Here is a 14,297-nt window from a genome sequence, read left to right as displayed (position 1 = left end):
AAATGGTTAAATCTTTTTTCTAGCCAATAATGGCTTCCCTGTCTGCAATAGATGTAGCATTCTTTTTTGTGTCTCCTGTTCCTGAATTAATCGAATAAACGCTTCTCTTTCTAAATCTAATAAATAGTCCTCCTCCACCAATGTGCCACATTCTACCTTGCCTCCTGTAAGGACGGTTGCAAGATTACTCGCAATAAATGCATCATATTCGGAGATAAAACCAAGTTTTCCTAGCTTTTTAATTTCTTTCATTAAAAATTCATAACCAACTGTTCCTGCAACTACTATCTTTTCTTTTTGCTGTGGTTGATACTGCTCATTAGCTAATTGCAAAACCGCCTTTTTAGCATCTCTTAATAAAAATCGGACATTATTTGTTATCCCATCTTTATTAGTTAAGAATCCCAGTTCCTTTGCATGAGCAGCAGAGGTAGCAACCTTCGCAGTTAATACCGTCTGAAAGATCTCTGCGGTAAGCTGTAATATTTCTTCTTGTGACGGGTTTTGGAATTGCTTAATCTTATTACAATATAATTCCGTTGTACCTCCCCCACCTGGGATAAGTCCTACCCCTGTTTCTACAAGACCAATATAAGTTTCTAGCGATGCTTGCACTTTGCTTGCCGCTAGACAAATTTCTGCTCCTCCCCCCAAAGTTCTTTGATATGGGACAGCTACAATTGGCTTTTGGCAATATTTTATGCGCTTCATCGCTTGTTGAAAACGGCGGACGGCTATTTGTAGTTCTACAATATCTCCATTTTGGGCTTCTAATAGCATTAAAGCTAAATTAGCTCCAAGACTAAAGTTCTTTTTTTCGCTGCCGATAATGAGCCCTTTATATGCTTCTGACTCTACTTTTTCTATCGATTTTTCAATCATCGAAAGGATATCCATACCAATGCTCATATTTGAACTGTGTAATTCAAGTAATAATACGCCATCCCCTATATCGATTAAACTTGCTCCATTATTAGAAAGAAGTACGCCTCTTCGCTTTTTACTTTCTTGAATATCTATTTGGTCTACACTTTTGGGAATAGGCAAATATTCTCCTTGGTGATAATAATGAATGACACCATTCACTTCTTTATAAAATTGCTCAAAACCAGCATTCATCATTTCTTTAATCCATTTAGGAATATCCATTGACTCTTCTTCCATCCGTTTCACTGTATCTTTTAAAGATAATTCATCCCATAAGCGAAACGGTCCATTTTTCCAATTGAATCCAGACTGAACAGCTTGATCTATTTCAAAAATAGAGTCGGTGATTTCTCCGACCATTTTTGCAGAATAAAGTAAAAATGGTGCAATTCCTTTCCAAAGAAATTGTCCTTTTTTATTTGGTTCTTGCAAAAACAAAGTCAGTGATTTACCTTCTGCTTTCTCTTTCATTCGAGTTAGCTCTTTGTATGTCATTGTATGGTAATCTAATACTTTTAGTCCTTCTTTCGTTTTTTGATAAAATCCCTTTTTCGTCTTTCTACCGAGCATTTTCTTCTTAATCATTTCATCTAACAATGCTGGGGGTTTAAATGTCTCTATTTCTTCTGGATTCTTCATTTTTCCTTTCATGTTTTGGATTACCTGATAAAATGTGTCTAGCCCTACCATATCTAAAGTATGGAAAGTAGCACTTTTAGGCCGGCCAATAAGTGGACCAGTTAATTGATCTACTTCCTCAATCGTTAAGTCAGCTTTTATCATTTCGTTAACAATATTTAAAAAAGCATAGGAACCAATACGATTAGCAATAAAATTAGGGGTATCACTTGCTTTTACTACCACTTTTCCTAACGTTTCTTCCGCAAATTCACTTATGGTTTTGACAACAATCGGGGCTGTTTCTTTTGTAGGAATTATTTCAAGTAATGTAATATACCGAGGCGGATTAAAAAAGTGTGTACCTAAAAAATGTGCTTGGAAATCAGGAGAAAGATTTTCTTTCATTTTATTTATTGATATACCGGAAGTATTACTACTTACGATAGAGCCTTTTTTTCTAAGTTGATCTATCTTTTTAAAGAGCTCTTTTTTTATGCTAATATCTTCAATAATTGCTTCCACTATCCAATCTACATCCTGTAATAAAGCGAAATCATCTTCTAGATTTCCTATCGTTAATTTTGATAAATTATGGACGGAGGTGAGTGGACTTGGCAAATCTGTTTTCATTCTTTCGACGGCCCGCTGAACAAATCGATTTCTTACCACCTTATCCTCTATTGTTAACCCCTTTTCTTTTTCTTCTTCTGTTAGCTGATTTGGCACAATATCCAAAAGAATCGTCGCTATCCCAGCATTAAGAAACTGTGCTGCAATCGCTGCACCCATTACTCCAGAACCAATAACCGCAGCAGATTTTATCTCTTTCACCTTACATCCTCCTTGAAAATTAGATTAAATGGAATTTTCTAAGTTTAAATGACTATTTATTGACTCATTGATTTTTCATACGTACATATGACTTTTAACAAGTCTGTACATAAACAGCTATAACAAACAATATATTCATTTATTTCTCCAAGCTGAGCACTCATTAAATAAGAAAAATAGGAAATGCTAGTATGGAATAAGAAAAGGGAGGTGAATAGAAAGATGGCTCGTCTTAAAAAGAACCCTTCTAAAGCAGGAGTTAGTGCAGCAAGTGTTAAAGGAAATGCTGGTCCAACCGTTGAAAATGATGGTGGTGGAAAAGTTAATAGTCAAAATAATCAATATAAAAAGCAATAGATTTTTAGGAGGTCGAACTTAATGCAACAACAACCAAATAATATGACTCAACCAAATGGAATGATGATGAAACCACCTATTATGGTAACAGTCAAAGATTCCCTTTACTTAACAGATATGCTTTCTTGGAATTTACTAGCAATGAAAAAGGCACATTTTTTTGCCCAAAATGCCCAAGACCCGGCAATAAAAGCACAGCTTGAAAAATGTGGACAAATGCATCAGCACCATTATGAAAGAATACTTAATCACCTAAATGCTAACAGTCAGCCAGTGTCACAACAACCACAATAAGTATTTACAAAAAATTTGTGATTGTTAATTTATCATGCTCATTCTGCTAAAGAGAATGCCAAACCTCTTTGTTGACATTGCCTTTTGCAGAATGGGCACCTTCTACATAGTGGAAGGATATGAATTAGCAATAGACTTTTTAAATAATAACCTTGTGAGGGAGGACAAATAAAATGAACCAACAACCAATTCAAAATCCTGAGGCACAAGTTCCAAAAACGCCACAAATGAATGACCGCGATTATACTAATGATCTGCTTTCAACAGAAAAATATATGACTGACTCTTATTCAACAGCCTTAAATGAAGCTAGTAATGAACCACTATATCAAGATTTATTAGCGATTTTTACAGAAACACAAAATATGCAAAGAGAATTGTATGATTTAATGTTTCAAAAAGGTTGGTATAAGCTTGAAGCTGCTGAGCAACAAAAGCTTCAGCAGTCTTATCAGCAATTTAAAGGATATAGCAACCAATTCCCATACGGAAATACGAATATCCAGTAACCCTTTTTCCATCATACCACCCAAACGGCATCGTACAGGTGGTATGATTTTTTTACGCTTTGTCCAGTTCTCCTTATAGCATATGTTTTCACTCTCGATTTTGTTTGCTCATCTCGTTCATTTTTTTTATTTCAGTAATAATTTGAATAATCGTTTGTTTGCCATCTGGGAATTTAGCATTCCAATGCTTCACTAAGCCTGGCATATTTTTCGACATAAAAGTATAGAGCATCCATACTTGCACTTTTTCTTTTAACTCGTCATCCTCCTCTCCAAGTAGTAATTCCGTATAATTACTTAACAAAGAATCAAATTCCGCCATAAATTTTTCATTCATTTTTTATCACTAGTGTTGCATAAATGTTGTTAGAATATTCAGTTTAAATATGTCCCCTGTTAAGAGCCAAAAAAGTAAATACCCAACTAAAGGTGGATCCATCCATTTGGAAATTTTTTTACAATTAGACTTAAGAGACGACGACAATTTGTTTATTAAGGAATGGTTTTTCCTTCAATCTTTCGAAGCCAAATATGTGCTGGTTTCCACAAAGCTGCCCGTAAATATCGGCTAATTTGTAGGGTTTTTCGTTTACTTTTTGTCTCGATTTGTGCGAGAACATGCAGGCAAAAAACAATAAGTGCGATAAACACTTGATTCTGAATTGCCCATTCGCTTTGGCCGTAAAACTTTTTGATATGGAGATGTTGTTTAATCCATTTGAAAAATAACTCAATCGCCCAGCGTGATTTATACATCTTTGAGATTTCTTCAGCACTTAAATCAAAACGATTTGTGATTAAATGAAGCTCATTTCCTTTTGAATCAATCACTTTTAGAAGACGAAAGTAATTTTCGGCACGGTTTTGCGTCGTACCAATCAACACCATTTGATCCGACAAAACAGATGTATTCTCGGGTAGTTTAAAATCGTAAACCTCCCGTATGACTGCGTTTTTTCGCAGCCTAGAAAGGAAAAAGTAGCCGTCATCTGTCATCCGATCAAAGCGTTCGTAGTCTAAGTAACCACGGTCAAACACATACATACATTCCTTGTCATCAACCATTACTTCAAGCTGACCGCGGTCATGTTCTTTGGCCGTTGTCATAATGGCCTTTTCGGGATAGGATATACCTTTTTCCATAAACACAAGGCGTAAGTGCAATTTAACACCCGCTTTTGTTTTGCGGAATTTTGCCCATTTATGATTAGTCAAATTGAGAGGCAATGTGCTTGAATCAATGATTTTTAATGGCATCACAAGTTTCGTGTTGTGCGTTTTGGCATGAATTTGTGAAACTAAATCAAGGAAAAGCTTTTGGAATAAGTCTGGATTCATGCCATTTAAACGGCGTGAGAGTTGGGAAATACTGATAGAATCAAGATCAATGCCCTTTTGCAGTTGATCATCGAAAAGACAATCGCTCAGCGCATGCAGACTTTCGACTTCTTCTAGCTGCGCAAAAAGTAATAATTTTAGAAATGACTCTGTCGTTAGTTTTTTCGTATAGAAATCTAATTTCAACGTTTTCACGTTTTCTTCAAATAATTGAAGATTTATTGGTGAAAACCATTGTCCAAATGAAGTTTTTCGTGTAATCTTGTCCATGAGATTGGTCCTTTTTTAGTGGATTTGGACGGGTTACCACCTGACTTATCCATTATAAAGGACTTTTTCTATGCATAAAATAATAAAAGTGAACATTTCGAGTATTTTTAATAATGAAATTAAATTAATGCAACACTAGTGATTTTTTATTTTCCTCCTTACTATTTGCGTTGACAACGATAATAAATTGTTTTATTATAAGATTACACCTAATGATAATGATTATCAATATCATTAACTTCCCATATTGATATTCTTTCCTTTTCTTACCCCCTCATTTTAAGAATCGAGAAAGAATAAACGAAAAGAGGCTGCTCCCTGTCAGCCTCTTTTTGTCGTAAAAGTTAAAACGATTATTCATCGCTTGAAAACATATACTTTTTATAATGATATCTAATCGAAAAAATCAATCCCATTGATAGCATATTCCCCATTAAAGAACTACCACCGTAGCTGATGAAAGGGAGTGGAATTCCTGTAATCGGCAGAATACCTACTGTCATCCCAATATTTTGGAAAACATGAAAGCAAAGCATACTAATGATTCCAACACTCATACAAGTATAAAATGAATTTTTTGTTTCTAATGCTACTTTTGTAATATGGTAAATAAGCAGAAAAAACAAACTGATAATAATGCTAGCACCTATAAACCCAAACTCTTCTCCAACTACGCTGAAAATAAAGTCCGTATGATTCTCTGGAAGCACTACTTCACTAGTACCAATTCCCTTCCCTGTCGTTTGTCCAGATCCGATTGCCAGTAAGGATTGTGTTAAATGATAGCCTGTTGTGCTTTGATACGTATATGGATCCAACCAAGAATAGATTCTTCCCATTTGATATTCCTTTACGCCAAAGTACGCTGTAATCCAATCAGGATGCCAAATGACAAGATAAAGAACTGCTGTTGCAATAACAGCAAAGCTTGAGAAAATAGGCATTAATATCTTCCAAGAGATACCAGAGATAAAAACCATTCCTAGCATAATAGCGAGAAATACTAAGGATGTTCCTAAGTCAGGTTGCAGCATTACTAGAAATAACGGAAGTGCTGTTACACATCCAATTTTGAATAAAAGAAAAAAGTCACTTTCTATCGTCTTTACGATATATTTTTCTTGATGATCCACAATTAATCGGGAGAGCGCTAGTACTAAAAACACTTTAACAAATTCAGATGGCTGCAGGGAAAAACCAGGTAGTGTAAACCAGCTTTTTGCACCATTAATTTCTCGGGCAATACTTTCTGGTGCCAGAATAAGTAATATTAATAAGACAAGACCAAATGCATATAAATACCAAGTCAGTTTTTTTAGCTGATCGGAATCTAAACGAATCACTCCAATGATAATTCCTATACCAACTCCATAAAACAAAACTTGCTTTAACACATAAGATGAATTTGCTCCATATATAGCAATAAGGCTTGTTAAACATAAAAGCATTAATATTAGAACAAGTGTATAATCTATTTTCGATGAATTTTTTGGGGACATATTGTCATTGCTCCTTGTTCAGTAAAACTTTTAACAGTAGGCTATTATTTTTCACTCTAAAAATACCAATTTTTTTCATTTGTATTTACACTAAATGAATAGCATAATTCACATATTTACAATTCTTCATTATATTTGTATTTGCATAAAATAACAACTTTCGACAATCATTTTCGCAAAATTAATTATTTTGATTCCTAACTTTAACCAAATTGAATGAAAACTGTTTAAATTGTCATAAATTGAAACTTCCATCAGTGGGGCTTTTCCTTCATCCCCTACTGATGGTTAGTTGAACCATTCGGACCTTTACTTACAGTGGACCTCCTACCTATCTTCCTCGAATTCTCATAATCTCATGGTTGAGTCTTACTGTCCATTAATACGGGAATAAAACGATTCATTTTTATTCTCCCCCAAAAAAAGAGAATGATCAAAAGAGTTTATCTCCAGAAAATGTTTCTGGGAGATATTAACTGTCTCTTTTAATCATTCTTTTTTATTTGGCTGTTTTCGTAAAGTTTGTTGCGATTCCCCGCAGCCGGAATGCACTTCGCTTTCCGTAGGGCTAAGCTTAAGCCTCCTCAGCTTTGCCTCCGGGGTGTCTCAGACTGTCTCGCTAATCCCCGTGGCGTCTACGTGTATTCCGGCTGATCCATTATTCCAACTAGTTCTTTTTTTCGATTGAAAAATAACAATCTTTTAGAAAACAGCCTTTTATGTAAACTTTTTCTTTTCTAGGCACTTTCATTTACATGAATTGTTTTTGTTAATTCCACTAAATCATCAGCAATTTTAGCTAAAGATTTCGTGGAGGAAGTTATTTCTTCAATCGCAGCTAATTGTTCTTGGGAAGCTTCTGATACGTTCATGGAATTTTGACTGTTTTCCTTCGCAATACCAGTAACTTGATCTACAGATCCTGCGACCTCGACTATATTTGTCGAAATCTTATTGGCAGCCTCTAGAATATTTTTCATTTGGTCACTCATTGTTAACATAGATTCAGAAATAATCGTAAACTTTTCTTTTGTATCATTGGTGATATTAATCCCATCTTTTACTTCTTCTGTTACTCTTTTCATCGTTTTAACGGAAGAAAGAGTATCTTTTTGAATTTCATTTACTAATACAGCAATTTGCTTAGCAGACTCATTGGATTGCTCAGCCAACTTCCTTACTTCTTCTGCTACTACCGCAAAACCTTTGCCCGCCTCACCAGCTCTTGCTGCCTCAATGGCCGCATTTAATGCCAATAAATTTGTCTGATCAGCAATTTCCGTTATAACATTTAAGAACTGACCAATCTCTTGGGAACGCTCCTGTAATAATACGATGGAGTTATTGGATTCTTTCACTGAATTTTGGATTAAGCTCATTTGAGTTACAGTGTTATCCACAACTGCTTGTCCTTCTTTTGCTTTCAAAACAGTATTATTCGTGCTTTTTACCATTTCTTCTGTATTCTTCGTAATATCTTTAATTTCGTCATTAACAACTGCTACTGCATCAACTATAAATTCCATTCCTTTTGTTTGCTCTTCAGAACCTGCTGCAACACTTTGGATAGCGGAAGAAATTTGCTCCGATACATAGCTTGTTTCCACTGTATTGGCAGTTAGCTTTTCAGCAGAAGTATTTATGTGTTCCGATGTTTCATTTACTTTCTGAACTAAGTTTCTAATAAATTCTTTCATCAAAATAAATTCATCTGTTAATTGACCAATTTCATCATTGGAAGTCTTGCTGATTTCAATATCCAGTTCGCCTTCTGTAATCTTCTTTGTAGAATGCAATAATTTTTTTAGTGGAGAGATGATAATTCGTCGCGTAAATAATGCAACAATAACAGTTACAAACACTAGATTAATGATAGTATTTACAAAAATACTGAATTCTGGAGGAATCATCCCAAATTCTCTTATCATTTCATGAAGCTTAAAGGAGATCATTGTGCTAAATAATGTAGCAAAAAATATGATGACAATCATTTTTGTTCTTAAACTACGAAAAATTCTATATTTCTTCATAAAAATATTCCTTCCTGACCTTTTATAGTTCTTTATACCCTATCATTCTTATTACCATCCCACTTTTTTATTTATAAATATTTATATCGTGATAAAAGATTCATAAATCCAAATAACTTTTCACAAAAATAGTGGTTTATACCTATTTTACAAAAGATAATTGTTTTAAGCAATTTTAAACGTAAATAAAAAAAGAGGTATAGCCAAACGAACGGCTATACCCAAAGTGAGAGGAGGTTATGGGGTTACGGTATAAAGAATATAACTGTGTATTCAGCTTCTAAGAAGGTGATACAAGCTATTCTTTATACTTATTAGATATGCTTTTTTGCAAAAACAGTGAGGGCTTATCCCCCTTTATCTATAAAAAAGGGCAATCATCCTTTCGCGGTAGTATATTTCCTATTCTCTACATATACTAAAATATATGAATAGCGGAAAGAAGGTTCAAAATGAAAAATACCTTATATGTAAACTCCATCATCTATTGCTGTCTATTGACCATCTTCACAACGTTTCTTTTCTATGCCATGACTGGTTTGTCGGTTTACACCATTGCTTCCTTGATTTCAGGAGTAATCGTAGCTTTCTTCAGTTTATTAGAAGAGGAGGTCATACATAAGAAAATTCACGATGAACAATAATTTACTTTTTTCAAAAAGGCTGTTTTCGTAAAGTTTGTCGTGATTACCGGCAGTCAGAATACACTTCGCTTTCCGTGGGGGTCTCAAGCTGTCTCGCTAATTCCCGTGGCGTCTTCGTGTATTCCGGCTGCTCCATTTTTCCAACTAATTCTTTTTCTTATTGAAAAAACAACAATTCTTTAAAACAGCCTTCAAAAAAAATGATCAACTTATGTATAAAAAAAGAAAAAGGGGTCCACAATGATACTACAAAGTGTAATTCCCCCTTTTGTTTTAGAGTTGTTACGGAAACAAATCTCCTTACCGAGATTCCTTAACAACTCTTTTTTTATTGAATTAATTGCAGAAATTGCTGCGTTCTTGCTTCTTTGGGTGCAGAAAAGATAGCCTGTGGATTTCCTTTTTCCACAATATATCCACCATCCATAAAAATTACTTCATCTGCAACTTCTCGTGCAAATTTCATCTCATGTGTAACGATAATCATTGTCATGCCCTCATTAGCAAGTTGTTTTATTACTTTTAATACTTCGCCAACAAGCTCTGGGTCCAGAGCAGAAGTTGGTTCATCAAACAACATTACTTCTGGTTCCATCGCAAGTGCTCTCGCAATACCAACACGCTGTTGCTGGCCACCTGATAATTGAAATGGATAGTAATCGATTTTGTCACCGAGTCCCACTTTATTCAATAAGTCAGCCGCGATACTTCTCGCCTTTTCCTTTGATTGCTTTTTCACTGTGATTGGACCTTCCATCACATTTTCAATTGCTGTTTTATGGGGAAAAAGATTATAGCTTTGAAAAACCATACCGGTTAATTTCCGAAAATCTGTGACAGCTTTCTTCGTTACTTTTTTCGAAAAATCCAATTGTTTATTTTCAATCGTAATATGACCAGTCGTTGGCGTTTCCAAAATGTTTAAGCAACGAAGCATCGTCGTTTTTCCCGAACCAGACGGTCCGATAACAACGATTACTTTCCCTTTTTCCACTTCAAGATTAATGTCCTTTAGTACTTGTAAATCACCAAAATGTTTAGACAACCCCTTGATCGAAATCATACTGTACACTCCTTTCTATGTCTTTTATCTTTCTGGACAATGGAAGTTCCCTTTTACTTACTTAAATGACGTCCGAATCGATTTTCCAGTCCCTGCTGAATAATAGAAAGAGGGAAACAAATGAGCCAATACAAGAAGGCAACCTCTGAATATAACAGTAGAAATTCATAATTAGTGCTTGCAATTTCTTGTGCTTTTCGAAACATTTCTGTCACCAGAATTAAGGCTGCTAAAGACGAATCTTTGATTAAACTTATAAATGTATTCGACAATGGAGGAATCGAAACGCGAGCGGCCTGCGGCAAAATAATTCGCTTTAAATTTTGAACATAGCTCATTCCGATGGAATAACCAGCCTCCCATTGACCATTAGGAATGCTTAAAATGGAGCCTCTCACTATTTCTGATCCATACGCTCCTACACTTAAGGAAAAACCTATAATTGCTGCTACAAACGGTTCAAGGGTAATACCAACATTCGGCAGCCCATAAAAAATAATGAATAACTGAACAAGTAAAGGTGTTCCACGAATGATGGAAACATAAATGCCAGCAATAATTTGCAAAATTTTAATACTTGATAATCTAGCTAAAGCGGTTAAAATAGCTAAAATTAGCCCAATAATAAAGGAAATAATCGATAGTGGTATCGTATATAAAATAGCCCCCTTCACCAAAGGGAGAAGGGAACTAACTGCAATATCATAATATCGCTGAAATGCTTCTGGGTCTGTGAAGATATTATTTAAGTACATCTTCTCCGAACCATTTCTCAGATATTGATTTATACGTACCATCGTCAATCATTTCTTGTAATGCTTTATTTACCGCTTCTACTAACGTATCATTTCCTTGTCTAAACATTAATCCACTTTGGGCTACATCATCAGCAGTATCAGCAATCACAACTTTTACATCAGGCTTTTGCTTTTTAAAATCTAAGAAAGACAATTTGTCATTAATTGTAACATCTACTCGCTTAGCATTCAGAAGTTCAATCGCTTGATTGAAACCATCAACCCCAACTAACTCTGCCCCGTTAGTTTTTGCTATTTCTGCGTAATTACTTGTTAATGACTGTGCTGACTTCAATCCTTTAATATCTTTAAAGCTTTTCACATCTGAATCTTCTCTCGTAATAAGAACAGCAGCAGAAGAAATATATGGATCAGAGAAAGCATATTTCGCTTTTCTTTCATCATTTATCCCTACTTGGTTTGCAATCATATCGAATCGCTTTGCATCAAGACCAGCAAACATTGCATCCCATTGCGTTTCTTTAAATTCAGCTTCGACACCTAAACGTTTCGCAACCTCTTGTGCAATTTCCACATCAAAACCAGTCAACGTTCCTGAATTATCATGAAAAGTGAAGGGAGGATATGTACCTTCCGTACCAACTACTAATTTTCCATTTTCTTTAATTTGTGCTAATAAATCTGTGTTATTATCAGCATTTTTATCTGCAGAATCATTTGATTGATTATCTGATTTACTACCACAAGCTGCTAAAACAATGGTAAGACTCAATAATAAACTAAATATTATACTTAATTTTTTCATATTATTCCTCCTAATTCCGATAAGACTTGTCAGCAATTGCTATCATATTATATGGGAATACCTTTTGTCAAAGCATTCATTCTCCTTTTTATTTTCACCAAAAGTTCTGAAATTAACCATGATTGATATATCCATTTCATACCAAAAAAAGCGACCTTTTAAACGGTCACTTTTTTCCAATTTTATAAGAATCAAAAAAAAAAAAAAAATGATAATAATTGCTTTACGCTGCTGTTTTTCTAAACACAAGTGGATAGAGATGTAATTTTCCTTCGTAAACTCTTTCCATTTTGTATTCGTCTAATAAATCATACGGAGTAATCAAACACGGTGGTTTATTAAAAAGTAATACCCCACTATCATGCAAAATTGATGCAACAAACTGAGAACAAAAATAAGCATTCTTTCGATTATACTGGATTTTAAACAAAATAAATAAAAGTCCCAGTAAATTATAACGATAATTTCTTTGTTCTATCTCCATCTGTTCAATTTTATTCTTCATTTTTTCATATTGAGCTTCTGTCACGGAAATGGAATAAATAATACAACGGCTATTTCGAAAAAAATCATGCTGTACGTTTTCTTTCACAAATCCACCGATGAAAGGATTGCTGGGCTTCCTTCTTCCAAAACTATAGACCTCATTTAATTGCGGATCAAAGGAAATAGATGCATGATTATGGGGCTTTCTTGTGAATAATTTAATGCAGCGAGTGAATAAAGTGCCCGTATCCGTTAATATGATATATACTTTTTTACTAGTCACACAAACATTCCCTTCTTTCATTTAAAATTACTAATCACTCACTTGTGTTCTTCTTACTTTCCTCTTTTCTATCATATAAAGATTAGCCAAAACTTGTAACAAACTCTTGGATTATTTTTATCTACGTCTTTAGACTTAAAAAGGTTACAAAAAAGCATACTTCCCTTAGAATTCTGCCATTCAGATGATTCTTCCTTCTAAGAAAGTATGCTTTTGGTTATATATTTCCATTTGTCAATTAGCTTTTAAATAATTCTGTTTCGAATCCACCACTTGTTAACAAGTGTTCAGGATTACCTTGCTCGTTTTGCTTCACAAAAGGATATCTAAATCCTTGAACTGCAGTTAATATCTATAGTCTGGCCCTTAATCAACTCTTCTTAGTAATAGTTTGATAATCAGGAAGTTTAGGCAATGAACCAGCTTTAGTTGCTACCATTGCTCCCAGCTTGTTTGCACGAACTATATAATTCTTCAGCTCTTCTTCAGAAGTAGGAAAGCCCTTTTCATAAATACAAGCTAAAATTGTTGCCATAAACGCATCGCCGGAACCATTAGTATCTATCGTACTTACCACCTCACCAGGTATATATACTTTTTGCTCATACAATTGGCCAACGGCACCCTTTTCGCCTAAGGTGATTAGTTTGAATGGTATCTGGATTCTCTCCAAATTTGCCAATCCTTCCTTCACTGAACTCACCTCTAAAAGAAAGCAGAGTTCTTCTTTTGATAATTTTAGGACATCAACTAAAGACGAAAATTCCATAATCACTTGTCTGCATTCTTCTTCACTATTCCACCTTTTGATGTGAATATTTGCATCAAAAGCAATGATTAATCCTTTTTCCTTTGCAATGCCTATTGCCTTTTTTGTCGCAGCCCTCGCTCTTGGATGAAAAAGTGTACCTGACCCAAAATAAAAAATGGCTTTGTTTTCAAAAGCTGATTCTTTAATATCTGTTTCGAATACAACTTCATCAGGGGTTTCATTTTCATATTTATGAAAATATCTCTCCCCTGAAGTATCTAGATGAACATATACTTTCGATATTTGCTTTGTTGGTGTACGAACACTATCATCCAAATATATTTTTTCTTTTATCATCTCTGCTTCTACAAATTGACTATCTTCTCTCTCCCCTAGCTTCGTCATATAAAAACTCGGAATTGCAAATCTACTTATATGTACAGCAACATTTACAGAAGCTCCACCTAATTTTCTTTCAAAACGATTATTATCACTCGATCGTGAAACATAATCGATAAATGCATCGCCAAGAGATAAAACTCCTTTTCGAGCCATATGTTATCTTCCTCTCTATCAGTTCTACCTTTATAGTATATCTCCTTTATTCCACCAGCAGAGTTTAGACAATAAAAATAGTTTCATTAAAATGGTGAAACTTACTTATCTATTTATGCGTTATACTTTATGTATTTTTTCAAACTGGAAAATCAAATATTTAGCGTTCAGCTTTTGCTAAATATTTGATATGATAGATAAGCGTATGTTTTAAAAAGCTGTATTCTAAAGGAGTGTTGTTTTTTCAATAGGAAAAAACAATTAGTTGGAAAAATG

14 protein-coding genes are annotated in these 14,297 nt (G+C 34.5%); 4 read left to right on the top strand and 10 right to left on the bottom strand.

Going from position 1 to position 14,297, the window contains the following annotated elements:
• Positions 1 to 6: 6 nt before the first annotated feature.
• A complete protein-coding gene (locus NST60_RS17130) occupies positions 7 to 2,379 on the bottom strand; it encodes a 3-hydroxyacyl-CoA dehydrogenase/enoyl-CoA hydratase family protein (RefSeq protein ID WP_341099571.1) in 2,373 nt (790 codons plus the stop codon).
• 222 nt (positions 2,380 to 2,601) lie between these two features.
• Here NST60_RS17130 and NST60_RS17125 point away from each other — a divergent pair, with 222 nt between their 5' ends.
• The 3 genes from NST60_RS17125 to NST60_RS17115 all read left to right on the top strand — a co-directional run bounded on the left by NST60_RS17125 (position 2,602) and on the right by NST60_RS17115 (position 3,539).
• Positions 2,602 to 2,736, top strand: a complete 135-nt coding sequence (locus NST60_RS17125) for a YuzL family protein (RefSeq protein ID WP_016202451.1) — start codon at positions 2,602 to 2,604, stop codon at positions 2,734 to 2,736.
• A 21-nt stretch (positions 2,737 to 2,757) separates the two neighbouring features.
• Positions 2,758 to 3,030: a hypothetical protein gene (locus tag NST60_RS17120; protein ID WP_101729229.1), complete on the top strand. Its 273-nt coding sequence runs from the start codon at positions 2,758 to 2,760 to the stop codon at positions 3,028 to 3,030.
• A 173-nt stretch (positions 3,031 to 3,203) separates the two neighbouring features.
• On the top strand, positions 3,204 to 3,539 hold the full coding sequence (locus NST60_RS17115; RefSeq protein WP_016202453.1) for a spore coat protein: 336 nt from the start codon (positions 3,204 to 3,206) through the stop codon (positions 3,537 to 3,539).
• 88 nt (positions 3,540 to 3,627) lie between these two features.
• Here NST60_RS17115 and NST60_RS17110 read toward each other — a convergent pair whose 3' ends face one another.
• From NST60_RS17110 to NST60_RS17095, 4 genes are all read right to left on the bottom strand, one after another.
• Positions 3,628 to 3,876: a DUF2573 family protein gene (locus NST60_RS17110; protein WP_016202454.1), complete on the bottom strand. Its 249-nt coding sequence runs from the start codon at positions 3,874 to 3,876 to the stop codon at positions 3,628 to 3,630.
• 155 nt (positions 3,877 to 4,031) lie between these two features.
• Complete coding sequence (locus NST60_RS17105) at positions 4,032 to 5,147, bottom strand: IS4 family transposase (RefSeq protein WP_100525938.1); 1,116 nt, start codon at positions 5,145 to 5,147, stop codon at positions 4,032 to 4,034.
• 353 nt (positions 5,148 to 5,500) lie between these two features.
• Positions 5,501 to 6,646: an FtsW/RodA/SpoVE family cell cycle protein gene (locus tag NST60_RS17100; protein WP_016202455.1), complete on the bottom strand. Its 1,146-nt coding sequence runs from the start codon at positions 6,644 to 6,646 to the stop codon at positions 5,501 to 5,503.
• A gap of 737 nt (positions 6,647 to 7,383) precedes the next feature.
• Positions 7,384 to 8,676, bottom strand: a complete 1,293-nt coding sequence (locus NST60_RS17095; RefSeq protein ID WP_016202456.1) for a methyl-accepting chemotaxis protein — start codon at positions 8,674 to 8,676, stop codon at positions 7,384 to 7,386.
• Positions 8,677 to 9,128: 452 nt separating this feature from the next.
• Between NST60_RS17095 and NST60_RS17090 the strand changes: the two genes are divergently transcribed.
• Complete coding sequence (locus tag NST60_RS17090; RefSeq protein WP_040343056.1) at positions 9,129 to 9,320, top strand: hypothetical protein; 192 nt, start codon at positions 9,129 to 9,131, stop codon at positions 9,318 to 9,320.
• A 328-nt stretch (positions 9,321 to 9,648) separates the two neighbouring features.
• On the opposite strand, the gene NST60_RS17085 is transcribed toward NST60_RS17090, so the two are convergent.
• The 5 genes from NST60_RS17085 to NST60_RS17065 form a co-directional block, all read right to left on the bottom strand.
• The gene (locus NST60_RS17085) at positions 9,649 to 10,383 is read right to left on the bottom strand and encodes an amino acid ABC transporter ATP-binding protein (protein WP_101729231.1); all 735 of its coding nucleotides are present in this window, start codon (positions 10,381 to 10,383) and stop codon (positions 9,649 to 9,651) included.
• 53 nt (positions 10,384 to 10,436) lie between these two features.
• Complete coding sequence (locus tag NST60_RS17080) at positions 10,437 to 11,138, bottom strand: amino acid ABC transporter permease (protein WP_254415632.1); 702 nt, start codon at positions 11,136 to 11,138, stop codon at positions 10,437 to 10,439.
• Positions 11,125 to 11,946, bottom strand: coding sequence for an amino acid ABC transporter substrate-binding protein (locus NST60_RS17075; protein WP_254415633.1), 822 nt, complete (start codon positions 11,944 to 11,946; stop codon positions 11,125 to 11,127). The genes NST60_RS17080 and NST60_RS17075 overlap by 14 nt, the downstream gene beginning before the upstream one ends.
• Before the next feature lie 223 nt (positions 11,947 to 12,169).
• Positions 12,170 to 12,715 carry a hypothetical protein gene (locus tag NST60_RS17070; protein ID WP_016202461.1) on the bottom strand — a complete coding sequence of 182 codons (546 nt, stop codon included), beginning with the start codon at positions 12,713 to 12,715 and terminating at the stop codon, positions 12,170 to 12,172.
• Between the two features lie 370 nt (positions 12,716 to 13,085).
• Positions 13,086 to 14,021 (bottom strand): carbohydrate kinase family protein, encoded by a 936-nt coding sequence (locus NST60_RS17065; RefSeq protein WP_254415634.1) that lies wholly within the window; start codon positions 14,019 to 14,021, stop codon positions 13,086 to 13,088.
• Positions 14,022 to 14,297 lie beyond the last annotated feature (276 nt).

Origin of the sequence: Niallia sp. FSL W8-1348 (assembly GCF_038006745.1) — a bacterium.
Classification (GTDB): domain Bacteria; phylum Bacillota; class Bacilli; order Bacillales; family Cytobacillaceae; genus Niallia; species Niallia alba.
The sequence above is the reverse complement of the archived record's forward strand: the minus strand, read 5'-3'. Positions and strand labels throughout refer to the sequence as shown.